General features: G+C 56.9%; 21 protein-coding genes and 2 tRNA genes. 4 read left to right on the top strand and 19 right to left on the bottom strand.

Annotated features, from left to right (window positions below):
* Positions 1-33: 33 nt before the first annotated feature.
* The 13 genes from EO133_RS05465 to aroA all read right to left on the bottom strand — a co-directional run bounded on the left by EO133_RS05465 (position 34) and on the right by aroA (position 11,865).
* On the bottom strand, positions 34-1,326 hold the full coding sequence (locus EO133_RS05465) for a bifunctional folylpolyglutamate synthase/dihydrofolate synthase (protein ID WP_188681850.1): 1,293 nt from the start codon (positions 1,324-1,326) through the stop codon (positions 34-36).
* 40 nt (positions 1,327-1,366) lie between these two features.
* Positions 1,367-2,347: an acetyl-CoA carboxylase, carboxyltransferase subunit beta gene (gene accD / locus EO133_RS05460; protein ID WP_127071657.1), complete on the bottom strand. Its 981-nt coding sequence runs from the start codon at positions 2,345-2,347 to the stop codon at positions 1,367-1,369.
* Between the two features lie 91 nt (positions 2,348-2,438).
* Positions 2,439-3,266 (bottom strand): tryptophan synthase subunit alpha, encoded by an 828-nt coding sequence (gene trpA / locus EO133_RS05455; protein WP_127071675.1) that lies wholly within the window; start codon positions 3,264-3,266, stop codon positions 2,439-2,441.
* A 138-nt stretch (positions 3,267-3,404) separates the two neighbouring features.
* A complete protein-coding gene (locus EO133_RS05450; protein ID WP_127071656.1) occupies positions 3,405-3,587 on the bottom strand; it encodes a hypothetical protein in 183 nt (60 codons plus the stop codon).
* Positions 3,588-3,699: 112 nt separating this feature from the next.
* Positions 3,700-4,920 carry a tryptophan synthase subunit beta gene (trpB, locus tag EO133_RS05445; RefSeq protein ID WP_127071655.1) on the bottom strand — a complete coding sequence of 407 codons (1,221 nt, stop codon included), beginning with the start codon at positions 4,918-4,920 and terminating at the stop codon, positions 3,700-3,702.
* Positions 4,921-4,935: 15 nt separating this feature from the next.
* A complete protein-coding gene (locus EO133_RS05440) occupies positions 4,936-5,583 on the bottom strand; it encodes a phosphoribosylanthranilate isomerase (protein WP_127071654.1) in 648 nt (215 codons plus the stop codon).
* Positions 5,584-5,589: 6 nt separating this feature from the next.
* Positions 5,590-5,940, bottom strand: coding sequence for a LapA family protein (locus EO133_RS05435; RefSeq protein ID WP_127071653.1), 351 nt, complete (start codon positions 5,938-5,940; stop codon positions 5,590-5,592).
* 35 nt (positions 5,941-5,975) lie between these two features.
* Positions 5,976-6,257, bottom strand: coding sequence for an integration host factor subunit beta (locus tag EO133_RS05430; protein ID WP_127071652.1), 282 nt, complete (start codon positions 6,255-6,257; stop codon positions 5,976-5,978).
* Positions 6,258-6,314: 57 nt separating this feature from the next.
* The gene (gene sppA, locus EO133_RS05425; protein WP_127071651.1) at positions 6,315-7,253 is read right to left on the bottom strand and encodes a signal peptide peptidase SppA; all 939 of its coding nucleotides are present in this window, start codon (positions 7,251-7,253) and stop codon (positions 6,315-6,317) included.
* 53 nt (positions 7,254-7,306) lie between these two features.
* Positions 7,307-7,813, bottom strand: coding sequence for a GNAT family N-acetyltransferase (locus EO133_RS05420; protein WP_127071650.1), 507 nt, complete (start codon positions 7,811-7,813; stop codon positions 7,307-7,309).
* A 79-nt stretch (positions 7,814-7,892) separates the two neighbouring features.
* Positions 7,893-9,611, bottom strand: a complete 1,719-nt coding sequence (gene rpsA / locus EO133_RS05415; protein ID WP_127071649.1) for a 30S ribosomal protein S1 — start codon at positions 9,609-9,611, stop codon at positions 7,893-7,895.
* 263 nt (positions 9,612-9,874) lie between these two features.
* Positions 9,875-10,519: a (d)CMP kinase gene (gene cmk / locus EO133_RS05410; protein WP_127071648.1), complete on the bottom strand. Its 645-nt coding sequence runs from the start codon at positions 10,517-10,519 to the stop codon at positions 9,875-9,877.
* Positions 10,519-11,865, bottom strand: coding sequence for a 3-phosphoshikimate 1-carboxyvinyltransferase (gene aroA, locus EO133_RS05405; protein WP_127071647.1), 1,347 nt, complete (start codon positions 11,863-11,865; stop codon positions 10,519-10,521). The genes cmk and aroA overlap by 1 nt, the downstream gene beginning before the upstream one ends.
* Before the next feature lie 228 nt (positions 11,866-12,093).
* On the opposite strand from aroA, the gene EO133_RS05400 reads away from it, so the two are divergent.
* Both EO133_RS05400 and EO133_RS05395 read left to right on the top strand, forming a co-directional pair.
* A complete protein-coding gene (locus EO133_RS05400; protein WP_127071646.1) occupies positions 12,094-12,510 on the top strand; it encodes a TIGR02300 family protein in 417 nt (138 codons plus the stop codon).
* 124 nt (positions 12,511-12,634) lie between these two features.
* Positions 12,635-12,710, top strand: a tRNA-Ala gene (locus EO133_RS05395).
* A gap of 146 nt (positions 12,711-12,856) precedes the next feature.
* Here the strand turns inward: EO133_RS05395 and EO133_RS05390 are convergent.
* Genes EO133_RS05390 through EO133_RS05375 form a run of 4 tightly spaced genes read right to left on the bottom strand, consistent with a single transcriptional unit; the run spans position 12,857 to position 14,816 of the window.
* Positions 12,857-13,432 carry a DUF2799 domain-containing protein gene (locus EO133_RS05390; protein WP_164734901.1) on the bottom strand — a complete coding sequence of 192 codons (576 nt, stop codon included), beginning with the start codon at positions 13,430-13,432 and terminating at the stop codon, positions 12,857-12,859.
* Positions 13,433-13,440: 8 nt separating this feature from the next.
* Entirely contained in the window at positions 13,441-13,818 is a 378-nt protein-coding gene (locus EO133_RS05385) for an MmcQ/YjbR family DNA-binding protein (RefSeq protein WP_127071644.1), read from the bottom strand.
* Entirely contained in the window at positions 13,815-14,465 is a 651-nt protein-coding gene (gene msrA, locus EO133_RS05380) for a peptide-methionine (S)-S-oxide reductase MsrA (RefSeq protein ID WP_127071643.1), read from the bottom strand. Before msrA ends, EO133_RS05385 begins: the two co-directional genes overlap by 4 nt.
* A 27-nt stretch (positions 14,466-14,492) precedes the next feature.
* The gene (locus EO133_RS05375; RefSeq protein ID WP_127071642.1) at positions 14,493-14,816 is read right to left on the bottom strand and encodes a hypothetical protein; all 324 of its coding nucleotides are present in this window, start codon (positions 14,814-14,816) and stop codon (positions 14,493-14,495) included.
* A 262-nt stretch (positions 14,817-15,078) separates the two neighbouring features.
* Between EO133_RS05375 and EO133_RS05370 the strand changes: the two genes are divergently transcribed.
* Both EO133_RS05370 and EO133_RS05365 read left to right on the top strand, forming a co-directional pair.
* Positions 15,079-15,168: transfer RNA gene (locus EO133_RS05370), tRNA-Ser, on the top strand.
* 252 nt (positions 15,169-15,420) lie between these two features.
* Positions 15,421-15,852, top strand: a complete 432-nt coding sequence (locus EO133_RS05365; RefSeq protein ID WP_127071641.1) for a hypothetical protein — start codon at positions 15,421-15,423, stop codon at positions 15,850-15,852.
* A gap of 369 nt (positions 15,853-16,221) precedes the next feature.
* Here EO133_RS05365 and EO133_RS05360 read toward each other — a convergent pair whose 3' ends face one another.
* Both EO133_RS05360 and EO133_RS05355 read right to left on the bottom strand, forming a co-directional pair.
* Complete coding sequence (locus EO133_RS05360) at positions 16,222-16,632, bottom strand: hypothetical protein (RefSeq protein WP_127071640.1); 411 nt, start codon at positions 16,630-16,632, stop codon at positions 16,222-16,224.
* Between the two features lie 198 nt (positions 16,633-16,830).
* A protein-coding gene (locus tag EO133_RS05355) for an IS3 family transposase (RefSeq protein WP_371870951.1) occupies positions 16,831-17,930 on the bottom strand; the annotation gives its coding sequence in 2 pieces (ribosomal slippage) (positions 16,831-17,669 and positions 17,669-17,930; 1,101 coding nt in all).
* Positions 17,931-18,011 lie beyond the last annotated feature (81 nt).

The following is an 18,011-nucleotide window of genomic DNA, read 5'->3' as shown; positions in this document are numbered from 1 at the left end:
AGGTTTTTGAGTATTTGCGATGACGCCCTCGGATCACTCCGGGGGCGTTTTGTTTTGCGCAAGGACGTGCCCGGCCAGATAAAGAGAACCGCAAATCACGATGCGGGCGCCTTCAACCTTTGCTGCCTCGCCGAGTGCGGCACGAACCGACCGCATAGGTTTTGCTTCCAACCCAGCAGCGCTGGCAAACGGCGCCAATGCCTTGGCATCAAGCGCGCCCGGCTCACCGGGAATAGGCACGGTAAAGACGTGTTGCACCTTTTTAGAAAAGGGCGAAAAGAACCGCGCAGCGTCTTTGGACGCCATCATGCCGCAGATCAGGACGAGCGGTGCCGGACGTGAGGCTTGCATATCGTCCAGGGCTTCACTGAGAACCTGCGCACCGGCGGCATTGTGGCCACCATCGAGCCATAATTCCTGTTCAGCGCCGATCAACTCTGTCAGCGCGCCGCGCAGAGGCATAAGGCGTGCAGGCCATATTGCGCTGCGCAGACCTTGCCCTATTGCGTTTTCGCTGATCGGCAGCCGGAACTGGCGCGCCGCAGCAATGGCAACGGTGGCATTTTCGATCTGGTGGCCCCCATAAAGCGAAGGCAGAGGTAAATCGAGCAGCCCTGCATCATCCTGATAGACCAACCTGCCACGCTGCACGTAGCCATCGAAATCGACCCCGGCGACAAACGGCGAAATACCCAGCGCGCGCGCTTCGGCTTCCAGGACAGCCATGGCCTCATCAGGTTGGCGCGCGAAAACCGCCGCCGCGCCCTTTTTCAGTATTCCGGCCTTGGCCGAAGCAATTTCGCCAAGCGTTTCGCCCAGAAACTGCGTGTGATCGGTTGAAATGGGTGTGATGATGGTTCCGAGCGGATCGGCGATTACGTTGGTTGTGTCAAAGCGGCCGCCAAGCCCGGTTTCCAGAAGCAGATAGTCTGCCTTTACCTTTGAAAACAGAAGGAACGCGGCAACCGTGGTGATCTCAAAAAAGGTGATGGGCTGGCCTTTATTGGCCATTTCGCACGCTTCAAGCGCAGCATTGAGTTTCCGGCTTGAAACCAGCTTGCCCGCGAGCCTGATACGTTCGCGGAACGAGACAAGATGAGGGGAGGTATAAACATGCACGCTCTTACCCGAAGCCTCGAGCATCGCGCGCAGATAGGCGATGGTTGAACCCTTGCCGTTGGTTCCCGCCACATGGATAACGGGTGGAACCGAAAGATGTGGCTCACCCATTGCCTTGAGCAGACGCAATGTGCGCCCCAACTCAAGGTCAATCAGTTTGGGATGCAACGTCATCAGACGTTTCAAGATCGCATCAGTGCGGGACAAGTGTCCCTCCGCAAATCAGAGCCAGTCAGGCAAACTCGACTTATTCGGCGTGTGCGGCGACCGGAGGATTGGTCAACACGTCATCTTCGCCAGCGCCTTCCGCCTCGATTGCGACATCACGCAAGGTAAGCTGGGTGCCTGAGCTGCCCGAACGCGTAATCGCGTCGTTTGCCGGAGCCTTTGTCAGAATGCCGAACAAGGATGCAATGGTTGACCGCAAATCGTGCCGATGCACAACCATATCCACCATGCCGTGATCGCGCAGATATTCCGAGCGCTGGAAGCCCTTGGGCAGTTTCTCGCGGATCGTCTGTTCAATCACGCGCGGCCCCGCAAAACAGATCAGGGCGCCCGGTTCGGCGATATGGACGTCACCAAGCATTGCATAAGACGCCGTTACCCCGCCCGTCGTGGGATTGGTGAGCACGACAATGTAGGGTAGGCCGGCCTCCTTGAGGCGTTGAACGGCAACAGTGGTGCGCGGCATCTGCATCAGCGAAAGAATGCCTTCCTGCATGCGCGCGCCGCCCGAAGCGACAAACAGAACGAACGGCTCGCGCCGGTCGACCGCTGTTTCAAGCCCCTTGATGATGGCCGAGCCGGCCGCCATGCCGAGCGATCCGCCCTGGAAATCGAATTCCTGAACGGCGGCAACGATGTTCTGGCCGTAAAGCTGACCGGTCGCAACGATTACTGCATCATCAAGACCGGTCTTGGTCCGGCTTTCTTTCAACCGGTCGGCATAACGCTTGGTATCCCGGAACTTCAGCGGATCGTGGGCAACCTCAGGCAGTGCCACGGTTTCATACTTGCCATCGTCAAAGAAGTTCTTGAGGCGGTCCTTCGCCTTGATCTTCATATGATAGCCCGAATTGGGCACGACCCATTGATTGGCTTCAAGGTCGCGATAAAACACCATTTCCCCGCTCTCGGGGCACTTCACCCAAAGATTCTCCTCCACTTCCCGCTTATTGAGAAAGGAACGGATTTTCGGGCGAACGACGTTGTCGATCCAGTTCATCGTAAATTCAAGCCTCGACCTGATGGCGGTTCATGGCTCCACGAAAACGCGAAGTCCTGACCACATTATTGGATGATTGTGGCAAATTATATCAGCTTCTGGCGCGCTTTGCACCTTGGGAGAGCGCTTCCACCAACTTGTGGACATCGCTGGCTGTATTGGCGCTTGCCTTACCCTCGATAAGGCTCGTTTCAACAGCGGAAACCAAGGCGGAGCCCACCACGACACCGTCCGCATACTTGCCGATCAATGCCGCATCTTCCGGCGTCTTGATCCCAAACCCGACAGCGACAGGCAGTTGCGTATGGCTCTTGATCCGCTGAACCGCTTCGCCGACTGCAGCGCGGTTTTTGATCTCCGCACCGGTAATGCCGGTCATCGAAACGTAATAGACGAAACCGGAAGTATTGTTCAGCACCGTTTCGAGCCGGTGATTGTCGGTTGTCGGCGTCGTCAGGCGAATGAAATTAAGGCCGGCCTTGAGGGCAGGCAGGCAAAGCTCTGCATCTTCTTCTGCAGGCAGATCAACAACGATCAAGCCGTCCACACCGACATTGACAGCTTCTTCAACGAAGCGCTCGACCCCATAAATATAGATCGGGTTGTAATAGCCCATCAGCACGATGGGAGTCTGGTCGTCCTGCTTGCGAAACCTAGCCACCATGGCAAGGGTTTTTTCCAACGTCATGCCGGCGGCAAGCGCGCGCTGCCCGGCGAGCTGTATGGCAACGCCATCGGCCATTGGGTCGGAAAATGGCATGCCCAACTCGATCACATCGGCACCCGCTGCCGGCAGGCCCGCGAGAATCGCATCTGCGGTCGCTTCATCGGGGTCCCCGGCCATGACAAATGAAACAAAAGCGGCTCGGTTCTCCGCGCGCGTTTGCTCAAACTTTCTGTCGATCCGGGTGGCTTGCATGAGGATGCTACCTTTCATTGGTTCCGGCCCCGGATAAAGGACATTAAGCCCTTGAGAGTCAACACCAACAACAGAAAACAAAAAGAGCATCCGCAGGTCCCTGCGAATGCTCCTTGTTCGTGACGAGGAATTTGCCGCTTACTTGCTGCCGAATGCCTTGTTGAAGGCATAGTTGGGCAAATCGCTGCGGCTCAGTCCGCGCGCCTTGAGCCCTTCATCGCTCAGACCGGAAAGGTCGTTGTAAATGCTTGATGCCTGACGGGCACGAGCAATATCGCCAAAGAAGTCTGCAAAACCACTGACAAGTCTGTTCCGAGCCATCTTGGCCTCCGTTCATCAAAATCTCTGATAGATGAAATGGGCCCAAAATGGCTTTTCCACAAGCGCCAAAGGGGTATTCCAGCCATGCAAAAACCGAATGGCTTGCCCTTGGCTACAGCGCCATGCCCAAATGCTTGCCCACCGATTCAACATCCTTGTCGCCGCGACCCGACAGGCACAGAACGATGATCTTGTCCTTATCCATCTCAGGGGCGAGCTTCATGACGTGAGCCAATCCATGCGCGCTTTCCAGTGCGGGAATAATGCCCTCGAACTTGGTGCAGGCCATGAAGGCGTCAAGCGCCTCGTTATCGGTCACAGGCACGTAATTCACGCGTTTGGAATCGCGCAGGAAAGCGTGCTCGGGGCCGACACCGGGATAGTCCAGCCCGGCCGAAATCGAATGGCCTTCAATGATCTGACCATCCTTGTCCTGCAACAGATAGGTACGGTTGCCATGCAAGACGCCGGGGCGTCCGCCGGTCATGGATGCGGCGTGTCCGGTTTCGGTATCAAGACCGTGTCCACCCGCTTCCGCGCCGAAAATCTGCACGCCGGGCTCGTCGAGAAAATCGTAAAAGGTGCCGATCGCATTTGATCCGCCGCCTATGCAGGCAACAAGGGCATCGGGCAACCGGCCTTCTTCTTCCATGATTTGGGCACGAATTTCTTCACCGATAACTCTCTGGAAGTCACGCACCATTTCCGGATAGGGATGCGGGCCGGCCGCGGTGCCGATCAGATAATAAGTCGTGTCCACATTGGTGACCCAGTCGCGCAACGCTTCGTTCATCGCGTCCTTCAGTGTGCCAGCGCCAGCCGTAACCGGACGCACTTCGGCACCCAGCATTTTCATCCGCAACACATTGGGCATTTGCCGCTCAACGTCGGTTGCGCCCATGAACACAGTGCAGGGCAAGCCAAACCGCGCGCAAACAGTGGCGGTTGCCACACCGTGCTGCCCGGCACCGGTTTCAGCGATGATGCGGGTCTTGCCCATACGCTTGGCCAGCAGGATCTGCCCAAGGCAATTGTTGAGCTTATGCGAGCCGGTGTGGTTAAGGTCCTCGCGCTTGAAATAAATCTTTGCGCCACCAAGCTCTTTTGTCATCCGCTCGGCAAAATAGAGCGGGGAAGGGCGCCCGGCAAAATGGGTGCGCAGATCGTCCATTTCCGAGAGGAACTCAGGATCCTTCTGCGCAGCGCGATAGGCCTTTTCCAGATCAAGGATAAGCGGCATCAGCGTTTCGGCAACGAAACGGCCGCCAAATATGCCGAACTTGCCTGCTTCGTCGGGCCCCTGACGCAGGGAATTGACCATGACTTCACTCATTGCGGGGCTATCCTCTTAAATCTCGGCCTTGGCATTGGCGATAAAGCGGGAAATGAGCGCAGGGTCCTTGACCCCTCTTTCGCTTTCCACCCCGCTTGCTACGTCCAGACCGAACGGGCGGATTTGCGAAACCGCCTGCGCTACATTGTCCACTGTCAGTCCACCGGAAAGCATGAAGCCGATACCGGGGTCAAGCGCGTTGAGCAGCGTCCAGTCGAAAACCTGCCCAAGCCCCCCCGGCCGCGTAGCGTCTTTGGGAGGTTTTGCATCGAGGATAAGCCCGTCTGCTATGGCAGCGTATGGGGCGATGGCGGCGATGTCTTCGGAAGAGCCGATCGGAAGGGCCTTGATCATTTTCTTGCCCGTTCTGGCCTTTATGTCGGCCAACCGCTCCGGCGTCTCATGTCCATGAAGCTGAAGCCAGCCCGCGCCGGTGGCCACAGCAGCGTCGACAAGCGCATCGTCGGGATCGACGAGCAATACCACCGACTCGATGCGATTAGCGGCCCTGTCGACAAGGCCGGAAATCGTTGCGAAATCGATATAGCGAGGGCTCTTGCCAAAGCTATTGAAGCCCACCATGTCGGCGCGTTGGGCTATGACATGATCGAGAATTTCGGGGGTTTTAACCCCGCAAATCTTGATAACCGGAACATAAGCCATTTTGGTTCAAGCCAACTCGTCTGCGGCCAGCAAAGCCGGGTCCGGTTCGCGGGCGGGGGCACGGCGCGCTGCATCAAGCTCGCTTTTGAGTTTTTCAGCTTCGCGCTTATAGCGCTTTGCCGCCTTGCGGTGAACGGCCTGCGTGAACCATACGGCAATACCGCCAAGGGCGATACCGAGGAACAAGATTGCATAGATCACGAGAAACAGCGGTATGCCATAAGCTGGCTGGGTCGTGTCCACGGTAATAAGAGGGTTGAAATTGACTGTGACGAGGTGCCGGTTCGCCAGGGCAAAGATCAATATGATCGCGCACAGCGGGATAAGCACCAGCCAGCCGACAATGCGTTTTGCCATCTAAAAGTCACTTCCGATTTTGGAGCGGCGCCCGGCTATTGACGGTTGAGCCGCTCGCGGATTTCCTTGCCGGCCTTGAATTGCGGCACGTATTTTTCGCCGACATCTACTTGCTCGCCGGTGCGTGGGTTACGGCCAACGCGGGCCGGGCGGTTCTTGACGGAAAACGCACCGAAGCCGCGCAATTCCACTCGATCGCCACGTGCCAGCGCATCGCCGATTTCATCAAGTATCGCATTGACGATATTTTCGATATCGCGATGAAACAGGTGTGGATTTTCCGCGGCGAGTTTCTCAATCAGCTCAGATTTGATCATTTCGACATGCGCCCCCTGGCACACAGGCAGCCTAATGGCCTTGCTTTGTTGGTATTTTCAGTTTGAAGGGTGCCAAACCGAAACCAGCCCGTCAAGCGTCATGCGCCCATCAATCTCAATACCAAGCGCTTGCCCGGCCACTTCGCCAAGCAGAACCGATATCCAGTCGGTGCGCGAGGGAGGCGGCCAATGCAGGTGAACGGGCAATTCAGCATCAATTTCATAGGTTGCGGCCAGCCATTCAATCGCTTCGGCCTGTCCTCCGATTTGGTCGATCAGCCCAGATTCAACGCCCATGGCGCCTGTCATAATCCGGCCATCGGCAACGGCAAGCACCGACGCGCGGGAGAGATCGCGCCGCTCGGCAACAATGTCGACAAACCAGCCATAGCTGTTTTGGACAAGCGCGGCGATGCTTTCGCGCACCTCCGGGCTCATGGGGCCGCCGACATCGGGTTCTGCCTTCAAAATGCCGGACGTGACCTTATCGAGATCGATGCCGATCGTATCGAGCAAGCGCCCCGCATCCACATGCCGGTAAAGAACGCCAATCGAGCCGATTATGGAAAGGCGCCGTGCAAAAATCTGGTCGGTTGCGATCGCCGTCATATAAGCGGCCGATGCACCCACTTCGTTGATGATGGCGATGGTGGGCTTGGCATCGGCCAATGCTCTGAGTGCCTCATAGATCTCTTCACCGCCAGCGGTTGTGCCGCCGGGGCTGTTGATTGCAACGATCACCGCCTCAACGGCGTCATTTTCGGCAAGGGCCTTGAGCGCTTCGAGCCGCCGATTGCTGGTTGTGATCGTCCCGCTGATCTCGACGCGCGCGATATAGGAGGGCGATGCAACCATATCGGGCACAAAACGCACCAGTCCCACGACAATGGCTATGGCAAGCGCAACGAAAGCGGAAATCCGCCAGCGTCCGCGTGAACGCCTGAGCGCGCGCGTTGCCGGGATCGCGTAAAGCGGGTCATTTCCAAGCTGGCTCATCGGATAGCCTTGTACAACAAGAAACGTGTGTAAGCGCTAAAGGTTAGCGGCGCCTATGGCAAGGGCGAGCTTGGCCGCACCATGTAGCGAGCCGCATCGTCATAGCTTTTGAGTTTTTCGCTCAACCCCGGCCAATCCTGCCCGACAAAGCCAAACCGTGCCCAGAACGGCACTGAGTTGTTGACGGCAACAAGGCTGAGCGAACCGTAGGGCTCACCAATGCCAACGGTTCTTTCAATGATCTTGCCCGCAGCGCCCGATCCGCGGGCGGCAGGAAGGAGCGCGAGGTCATGGATATAGAAGGTATCCGGATCAGGCGGCAGTTGGCCAAGCGGCACATTGAGGGCCGGAACTGATCCGAGTTTCCAAGGATGCGAGAGGACATATCCGGTTGGTACTTCATTCATCCAAAGGATATGGCAGCCGTGCGGCGCGAGCCGCTGGCGCTCGGCAAAAATATGATCTTCTTCAAAAAAATCGGGATGCGCCTGCGCGGCAATCTCCGAGACCGCGCCGATATCGTCCGAGGTCATGGCGCGCCAGTCGAACAAGGGTGTCATGGGGCAAGGTTCCGGAAAAAAGGCCCTCGCCGGGTGGCGAGGGCCTCGAATGTGTTGAAGGTCCTAAGCAGCCAAAGGCTTACTTTTCTTCCTTCTGGCCCTTTAGAGCGGCGCCGAGGATGTCGCCGAGCGATGCGCCGGAATCGGACGAACCGTACTGAGCAACAGCTTCTTTTTCTTCCGCGATTTCCAGAGCCTTGATCGACATGCCGATACGGCGGGTCTTCTTGTCGAACTGGGTGATGCGCGCGTCGAGCTTTTCGCCAACGGCGAAGCGCTCTGGGCGCTGGTCTTCACGATCACGCGAAAGGTCGGCACGGCGGATAAAGGCGGTCAGATCGGTATCTGCGATCTGGACCTCGATACCACCGTCGGTCACTGCTGTAACCGTTGCAGTTACAACCGCACCCTTGCGCAGACCATCGCCACCACCGGCAGCGCCAGCGGCTGCATCGGCAAACGGATCGGAGCCAAGCTGCTTGATGCCAAGCGAGATGCGTTCCTTCTCGATATCGACATCGAGAACCTTCGCCTTGACGATATCGCCGCGGTTGTAGTCCTCAAGCGCCTCTTCGCCCGGACGGTTCCAGTCCAGATCGGACAGATGAACCATGCCGTCGACATCGCCGTCGAGACCGATGAACAGGCCGAATTCGGTCTTGTTCTTGACTTCGCCTTCGATCTCGGCGCCAACGGGGAACTTGTCTGCAAAGCTTTCCCATGGGTTGGCAAGGGTCTGCTTGAGGCCCAGCGAAATGCGGCGCTTGTCGGGATCGACTTCCAGAACAACCACTTCGACTTCCTGAGAGGTCGAAACGATCTTGCCCGGATGGACGTTCTTTTTGGTCCAGCTCATTTCCGAGACGTGGATCAGGCCTTCGATACCCGGCTCCAGTTCTACGAATGCGCCGTAATCGGTGATGTTGGTCACGCGGCCGGTGAACTTGGCTTCGACCGGGTACTTGGCAGCGATGCCTTCCCATGGATCGGCCTGGAGCTGCTTCATCCCCAGCGAGATACGATGGCTTTCCTGATTGACGCGGATGATCTGAACCTTGATCGTTTCGCCAATGTTGAGCACTTCGTTGGGGTGGTTGACGCGGCGCCATGCAATGTCGGTGACGTGCAACAGGCCGTCGATGCCGCCAAGGTCAACGAACGCACCGTAATCGGTGATGTTTTTGACGACGCCTTCAACAACCTGACCTTCTTCGAGCTGCTGAACGATTTCCGAACGCTGTTCGGCGCGGGATTCTTCGAGGATCGCGCGGCGCGAAACAACGATGTTGCCACGGCGCTTGTCCATCTTCAGAATCTGGAACGGCTGGGCAACATTCATCAAAGGCGCGATGTCGCGGATCGGACGGATATCCACCTGGCTGCGCGGCAGGAAGGCAACAGCGCCATCGAGATCGACAGTAAAGCCGCCTTTGACCTGGTTGAAGATCTGGCCTTCGACTTTTTCGTTCTTTTCGTAAAGCGCTTCGAGGCGAACCCAGCTTTCTTCACGACGGGCTTTTTCACGGGACAGAACGGCTTCGCCCATCGCGTTTTCAACGCGGTCGACATAGACCTCGACTTCTGAGCCTACCGTGATCGTGCCATCGCGGCCTGCTGCGCCGAATTCCTTCATCGGTACGCGGCCTTCGGTCTTGAGACCAACGTCGATGATTGCAAGGTCCTTTTCGATCGCAACGACCGTGCCTTTGACAACAGTTCCCTCAACGGGATCGATGTCCTGGAAGCTCTCCATCAGGAGGCTTTCGAAATCTTCTGCCGAAACAGTTTGGTTTGCCATTAAAACTCCATTCCGGATCGATCCGGAATCTTTGCTTGGGTTAGTGTTGAACATTGGATGCTGTCGGTCACATGCCTTATAAGACCACACCGCCCGCACCAACTGGGTTGGCACGCGCGCGCAGGATTCTCAAAGACACGCTGCTAGGCATTTTCAGGCAGGTGAACGCCAGGCACAAAGGTCCAAATGGATTTTGTTTTCACGTTCCGCAAAAGTGTGCTCGGCCCAAAGTCACAAGCCTTGGATTTGCACACAAGAGCTTTTTAGCCTTGCTGTGCGGACTTGCGCGCGATGACCGCCTCGACTTGAGCGATGGCTGCCGTAATGGCCGCTTCTATATCCAAATTGGTCGTATCGAGCAAGTATGCATCTTCAGCCGGGCGAAATCCGCCATGTGCGGCACCGGCATCGCGCGCATCGCGCTCCTTGATCTGCTCAAGCAGCGCTTCGCGATCAACCTTTTGCCCGCGCGCTTCAAGCTGGCGCGCACGCCGGTACGCCCGCACTTCGGGTGCGGCGACGATAAAGAGCTTGGCATCGGCTTCCGGCGCAATGGTCGTACCAATGTCACGGCCATCCAGAACTGCACCCGATGGCTGCAGAGCAAAATCTCGCTGCGCTTGGTAAAGGGCCCTGCGCACCGAAGGATAGACGGCAATCTTGGACGCGAGCACACCGACCTCGGCGCTGATCAGATATTCCGGCTCTATCGCCTCAAGATCGAGATTGCTTGCGGCCTCGAGCGCTCGCGCTTCGATATCGGGCAAGTCGATATAGGCTTTAACGGCATGGCCAACCGCCCGGTACAGCAAACCCGTATCGAGAATCGGAAGATTGAAGTGTCGCCCAAGCGCGGCAGCGAGTGTTCCCTTTCCCGAAGCGGCAGGGCCATCGACCGCGATAATCATCAGGCCGGCTCCACGGCTTCAAAGCGCGCGCCCAGCCGTGCGAAGTCGGATTTGAACGAGGGGAAGCTTGTTGCGATCATCTGGTCGTCATCAACGCTTACGGGCTTCTCCGAGGCCATTCCCATGACAAGGAAGCTCATGGCAATCCGATGGTCGAGATGGGTTTTGACCATGCCGCCGCCTTTCACTCCGCCCTTGCCGTCAACGATAAGGTAGTCATCGCCCTCTTCGCAGGCAACGCCATTGGCCTCCAGCCCGCGGGCGACGGCTGCAAGCCGGTCACTTTCCTTGACCCGCAATTCTTCGATGCCGGGCATTTCCGTGCGTCCCTGAGCAAAGCCTGCGGCGACGGCGAGCACCGGATACTCATCGATCATTGACGGCGCGCGCTCGGCTGGCACGACGACCCCTTTGAGCGCTGAATGCTTGACGCGAAGGTCAGCAATATCCTCGCCACCCGAGACGCGGCGGTTTTCGATTGTGATATCGCCGCCCATTTCAATAAGCGTTTCGATCAGGCCGGTCCGGGTCGGGTTCATCAGAACATTTTCGATCGTGACATCCGAGCCTGGAACGATCAACGCGGCAACAATGGGAAAACCGGCCGAGGAGGGGTCGCCCGGAACGATCAACGTTTGCCCCTTAAGATCGGGCAGCCCCTGAACGCATATCGTGCGCACTCCGTCGCTGTCGGTTTTAATGTCGATATCGGCGCCAAAGCCCGCCAGCATTTTCTCGGTATGGTCGCGTGTCATGATCGGCTCGACGACGCGGGTTTCGCCCGGGATCGTCAGGCCGGCAAGCAGGATGCAGCTTTTGACCTGTGCCGAGGCCATCGGCACACGATAGTCGATGGGAACGGGTGTTTCGGGGCCGCGCAGTGCAATGGGAAGGCGGTTGTTGTCATGCTCGACGACCTCCACACCGATTGCCCGCAGCGGATCGAGCACCCGGCCCATCGGGCGCGCTGTCAGTGACGCGTCGCCGACAAAACGGGTCACGAACCGGTAAGCGCCCACAAGACCCATGGTCAGCCGCACGCCAGTTCCAGCATTGCCGAAATCGAGATCGGTCTGCGGCTCGAGAAATCCGCCGACACCGAGGCCGTCGATCTCCCATTGCTCGCCTTTTTTTTTCACCGTTGCGCCCAGTGCCTGCATCGCCCTGCCCGTTGCAAGGACGTCCTCGCCTTCGAGCAGGCCGGTGACAATCGTCCGGCCACGGGCCATGGCGCCAAACATCATGGCGCGGTGCGAGATGGATTTATCGCCAGGAACACGGATCGTTCCCGTAAGTGCGCCGCCGTGGCTGGCGGCAAGTGGATGGGGCGTTTGAGTGTGGGACATGGGCGGATTCGCCTCGCAACTAGGTCATCTTTACAAGCGAGGCAGGGCTTACCATGAACGCTGGCCGGTGCCAACGCGGTAAAGTGTGGACATTTTGCGTTTGACATGAGCAAATTTTTCATCGTAACCGGACAGTCAAATGCGGTGCGCCTGCCAATTTGCGGCAGAGAATGAAACGATCCCAGCACAAGCAATCCACTTACACGATGCCAATAATGGGGAAATGCCTTGGCCAGTGACGAACGCGGTACAAAGCGGACCTGCCCGGTAACAGGGCGGAAGTTTTACGATCTGAACAACGATCCCGTTGTTTCGCCCTATACGGGCAAATCCTATCCGTTGTCCTTCTTTGAGCTGCCGCCTGAAAAGCTGGCGCCCAAGGCGGCGGCCCCCAAGGCCGAAGATCCTGAGGACGATACGGAAGACACCGATGTCGATCTGGCTGCTCAGGCTGCCGGTGCTGAAGTCATTTCGCTCGATGATGCGGAAGACAGTGACGATGAAAACGGGGACGATATCCCCGATGTTGATGACGTTGAGGTCGACGATGATCTTGGCGGTGACGACGACGATACGTTCCTTGAAACCGATGACGACGATGACGATATCGGCATCGAAGTTGAGGTCGATGAGGACGAAAGATAGAGCCTTTCGAGCGGGTTATAAAAAACGGACATAAAGTGTATTTTTGCACTTGCGTCCCGGCCCGCTCTCACATAGGTTCGCCGCCGTTCGGGCAGGTCAGCGACCAGCGTCCGAACGGTCTGATGGGGCCATAGCTCAGCTGGGAGAGCGCTTGCATGGCATGCAAGAGGTCAGCGGTTCGATCCCGCTTGGCTCCACCAAAATCCTCAGTTCCAGAAGAATTCTGAGCGCAGTAAGGCTGTGAAAGCCGACTGTCTATGGAGTTCGACATAGCGGTCAAACACATCGAAACACGCCAGCGCAAGGTTGCCGAATGTGCGGCAACGCTTGAGCGCGGAGAAAAACATTATCCTTGAGCCAGACGCTCTTCTTCCTGCCTGCGGGTTAGAGCGAGTCGCCGCTCGGCTGCCGACCGATCGCGTTCCAGCCTGTTCAGCGCGTTCTGCGCAATTCTGATTTCCGCGCGAAGGCGCGTCAGGCGATCGCCCGAAAGTCCGGGTATTACCATCTCGTCGAGCAGTGCATCGAGTTCCCGGCGCGTACTTGTCACCTGCCGGTCTATATCGTGGATCGCCTTGGCATCGAGATAAACGCGATTGAAGCCCACGCCAACATCGCCCGTGCAAACGTTGTAATAGGTTCTGCCTTCCCGGCCTTCACGCTCTGCCCTGTCCAGGCGGCAATACACGCGCAATCCGTCATTGCGTCCAGCTTCGTAGAGTTGGCGATTGACGGGAATGCCGTGGTCGGCACAGGCGGCGTTGTGTTGGTCCAGATACGCAAGCGGCCTGCCATTGGAGCCGTCGGCCATGCCGACGCTGCGCCAGTCTCCGGCCTCGCATTCTGCCTTTGTCATTGTGGCACAACCGGCCAGCACGGCTATTGTCGCTACTGCCGCGCCGGCCAATGTCAGTCGAATCATGACGATCCTCATATATTGTATTGAAGTTGCTCGCGAACTCTGAGCGGCAATTTTTCCCAGACCAGCATGTTAGCCTGCGCAATATACGACTCCAGTTCCGTCTCTGAAAGAGGTGATCGAGCGCCGACCTGTACCCATTTGGCCCGCGCCAGATATGGGGCAGGGCGTATATCGGGAAGTGTTGGCAGCATTTCAAAACTCATATCGGAGCACTTGAACGAGATCGCCGGTTCGCTTCTCGACCAATCCGAGAGGATGGCAAAAATCTTGCCCTTGTCCATGGGGCCGACCTTGCCGACACTGGCATCGCCCCATTGATGAACGATGGTGACATGCGGCAGGTTGCCAACAAAGGCTTCAAACCGCGCCCGGTCGAAAAGGGTCATGCCGCAGGCAGCGGGCAGGTAACACCTGTGCCCTGCAAACCGCAATAGCCAGCCGGATTCTTGGCCAGATATTGCTGATGCTCGGTCTCGGCGAAATAAAACTCAGGACCTTCGGCAATCTCCGTCGTGATCACCCCGCGCCGTGCCGCCTGAAGCTCGGCCTGAAAGACCTCTCTGCTGGCGAGCGCTGTCTCGGTTTGCGCTGCTGTCGTGGTATAGATCGCGGAGCGATATTGCGTGCCGACGTCGTTGCCCTGGCGCATGCCTTGCGTCGGGTCATGAGCCTCCCAGAAAATCTTGAGCAGCTTTTCAAGGCTGATCGCTTCGGGATCATAAGCCACCCGGACGACCTCCGTGTGGCCCGTCATGCCGGTGCAAACTTCGCGATAGGTGGGATTGGGCGTAAACCCACCCTGATAGCCAACGGCTGTGACATGGACGCCATCAAGGCTCCAGAACAGCCGCTCAGCGCCCCAAAAGCATCCCAGGGCGAATGAAATCACTTCGGACCCGTCAGGATAGGGCTCTTTGAGCGCCCGGCCATTAACGAAATGATCCGGCGCGATATCGAGCGCTTCGCTTCGTCCGGGCAAGGCATCATCCTTGGTTGGCAATGTGCTTGGCCTGGAGAAAAGAGAAAATACCATCAGCCACCATCTCCCTTGAAGCGGACCCTAGAGCGGGTCTGAAACGATAAGGCTTCTCCGGTGGCGGCGGCGTCCAATAAAGGCAAGCAGCAGCCCTGCAACGCCAAACACCGCCCATCCCGGCCAAGCCAGTATTGTGGTCAATGTGGGGTCCCATAGCGCCGGATGCAAATTCTGCACAAGCAATGCCTCCAGCCCGGCCAATGTTTCGGGCAACAGATTATCCCATGTCTCGGCGAGCGGCGTCATAACGAAGGCATTGGCTGCAAGCATGCGCGTTCCGTCGATAACGAGTAGAATAAGAGCAAGCCCCAAAAGCCAGAGGCCCACAATACGCAACAACATTCCCATTGATATATCCTTCCGGATGAAGATATCCGGCTTTAGATAAATATTGTGCCATGCACGGGGCTCCATCGACAAGAAAATCAAAGTGATAGGGTTACTTTAGCCCGCCTTTAACGATGAATTTGCCGTGATCGCTCCATGGGAGCGCTCGCCTTGGGGCAGTGGTCGCAAAAAAATACGCAAAAGTGCGATTGGACTCTTCACATTGTGGGCAAAGCCAGATAATCCGGCATCCGGTATCGTGCCCTTGAGGCAGATGCAATGCGGAGAGATGGCCGAGTGGTCGAAGGCGCACGCCTGGAACGCGTGTAGGCGGGTAACCGTCTCGAGGGTTCGAATCCCTCTCTCTCCGCCATAGTCTGCTCGCTAATAAATTGGAAAGATTGATCTTTTCCAATTTATTGTAAGCCAGACCCTAACAATATCCCCAACATGAATGCGCGTCAGTGCTTGAGCACGGCCCTGTTCGGGCTGGTCTATTCGCGTCTATTTTAGATTAACCCACCCGATTTGAATGCTCGGCCCAGGAAAGGTTTGCCTTTTTGCACCTAGCGGGTCAACAATTGGGCTTGGGGAAATGGCCAAAGGGCTATTTTAGGGGGCTAAGATGAATATCCAGAAGCTTTTTATTGCTGGTGCAATCGGTTTGGCGCTTTCTGCCTGTGCCACAACCAGCAAAATCGACCTTGCACCGAATGTTGTGCAACTTGGCACGTCCGCAACCGGCCTTATCTCTGTCAACAATGTTGGTGAGACGGTTCACAAAGAGGCCGCGAAAGCTACCATCGAGCGGGGATATACCCATTACCGCATCATATCTTCGAACAGCACAAGAGGCCGCCAACTGGTCGGCATGAACCGCACTGCATCGGGTCAGGCCACTGCTACCACGTACGGGAACACAACCTATGTGAGTGGTAGCGGCTTTGGGACCGCAACACCGATCTATGCCCAGACCGCCGATGTTTCCATCATTGTGGAAATGTTCAACAGTGCGGTATCGGGGAGCTTCAGTGCTGCCGAGGTATTGGGGCAATAACAAACAGCAATCGGGAGGTTGCGTGAGGGCTTTCGTTTCAGTTCTTGTCTTGGTCGCAATTGTAGGTGCGTACTGGCTTTTCACGCGCGAGGAAACTTTGGACCCGCGCAGCCGCAATTATCAAGCTGGATTCGATGATGGCGCCAATGCAGTTTGCCATGATGTCGAGCGAGCGTTTCCGAATTTGCGCGAAACGTTGAGGCAAAGACGTATCTGCTAGTTAATGAACCCGTCGATGGCCGAATTTTGTCAGTCCCCCGCGCGCGTATTGGTCGCAAATTCACCTTCGATTATTTGTCGGACCAAATTCGGTAAGGCGTTTTTCGTTGGCGTGCTTTTTTTGAGGTGCCCGAAAATTCATCGATGCTATCAGGGTGCAGGCACCGCGTCGGCAACAAATGCAGCAACATAGTCCGGCAAAACTGAATTGTGAGTCACCGTGCCGATCCGCGATTGCGAAATGAAAAGTTTGTTGTGCTGCCTATCAAGTTGATAGGTGTTCACCGTTTCAAGGCCCATACCGGTTTCGGCCCAGCCTATGAGTGTCGATTCGCCAAACCGTACCAGTTGCAAGTCATTGCCGGATACAGTGCCACCGCCGTCGGTGAAACACAGAAGCATTCCATCCGCGAAACTATCATCGGTGAAGGAATAGCCCTCGGATGACATAGCGCTTTTGCCGGTGAGGTTACTGGCAACCCAACAATCGTTCGCCACCGCTACCACTGGCCCGGACCCGACTAGAAAAAGTGTCGCCGCCAAAATTGCGCGCATTGTCATTGTGCCCCTCTCACCGTTATTTCTATAAGTGTAACGCGCTTGAAACCGTTTGGCGAACCATGATGGCTTCCCCCTTCCGTCATCGGCACGGTTGACGTTGCCCCGCGGACCTAATCCAGTTTGAAATAGACTCTGGCCCACCGTGACGTGCTCCCCGACTTTGGACCACCCGGATTGGGAATTTCCGGGGATAAACGATCAGGGTGGGCCGGCTGCCCCTGATGCGTTCATAAGCGATATCGGGGGTTTGTTCCCGATTGCGCTGTGCGGGCGGACTTCGTTGTAGTCTCTACGCCAATCCTCCATTTTCGAGCGGGCGTCGTCAAGGCTCATGAACCAGTGAGCGTTCAGGCATTCGGCTCGGAACTTGCCATTGAACGACTCGATAAAGGCGTTGTCGGTTGGCTTTCCAGGGCGGGAGAAGTCGAGCACGACGTCCTTCTGATACGCCCAGAGATCAAGGTCGCGGGAGATGAACTCCGAGCCTTGGTCGACCCGGATCGTCCTCGGATATCCTATTTCCCTGCAGACCTTTTCGAGTGTCATAACCACATCCTCGCCCCTGTAGCTGAACCGAGGGTCCACGGCTGGTGCGTAGCGTGAGAAGGTGTCCACGATAGTCAGGATACGGATCTTGCGGCCGGTGGCCAACTGGTCATGCACAAAGTCCATGGCCCACACTTGATTGGTGCTCGTGGCAGCCATCCGGTCATCACGCAGCTTTGCCCTAACCCGCCGCTTGGGCGTCTTGTTGCGCAGCTGAAGCCCCATCTCTTTGTAAAGCCTGTAGATTCTCTTCGGGTTCACATCCCAGCCCTCCCGGCGCAACAGGATGTGAACCCGACGATAGCCATAGCGGACACGGGTCTCGCAAATCTCCTTGATCCGTAGCTGCAGATCAGCCTGCTCGCCGCGCCTGGACTTGTAGTGGTAGAGCGACCTGTCGACTCTCAAGGCATCACAGGTCTTTCGGATCGAGACCTTCCAGGTCGCTCTGATCTCATCGACAAGCGAGCGCTTGCGAGCAGGCGTCAGAGCTTTTTTGACAGCACATCCTGAAGCATGGCCTTGTCCAGGCTCAGATCGGCGACGATCCGCTTGAGCTTGCCGTTCTCTTCCTCGAGCTGACGCAGCCGTTTCATCTCCGATGGCATCAGCCCCGCATACCGCTTGCGCCAGTTGTAAAACGTGGCTTCCGAAATGCCTGCCTTGCGACAGACTTCCCCGACCGCCGTGCCATCCTCGGCCTGCTTGAGCACGAAGGCGATTTGGGCCTCGGTAAACTTGGACTTCTTCATGAGCATTCTCCATCTCCCGACCACGGGATCATAATTGGAAAATTCCAGTTCAGAATGGTCCAAATTCACGGCAGCAGGTCA

It is taken from the genome of Pelagibacterium lentulum, assembly GCF_003992625.1.
GTDB classification, from domain to species: domain Bacteria; phylum Pseudomonadota; class Alphaproteobacteria; order Rhizobiales; family Devosiaceae; genus Pelagibacterium; species Pelagibacterium lentulum.
The sequence above is the reverse complement of the archived record's forward strand: the minus strand, read 5'-3'. Positions and strand labels throughout refer to the sequence as shown.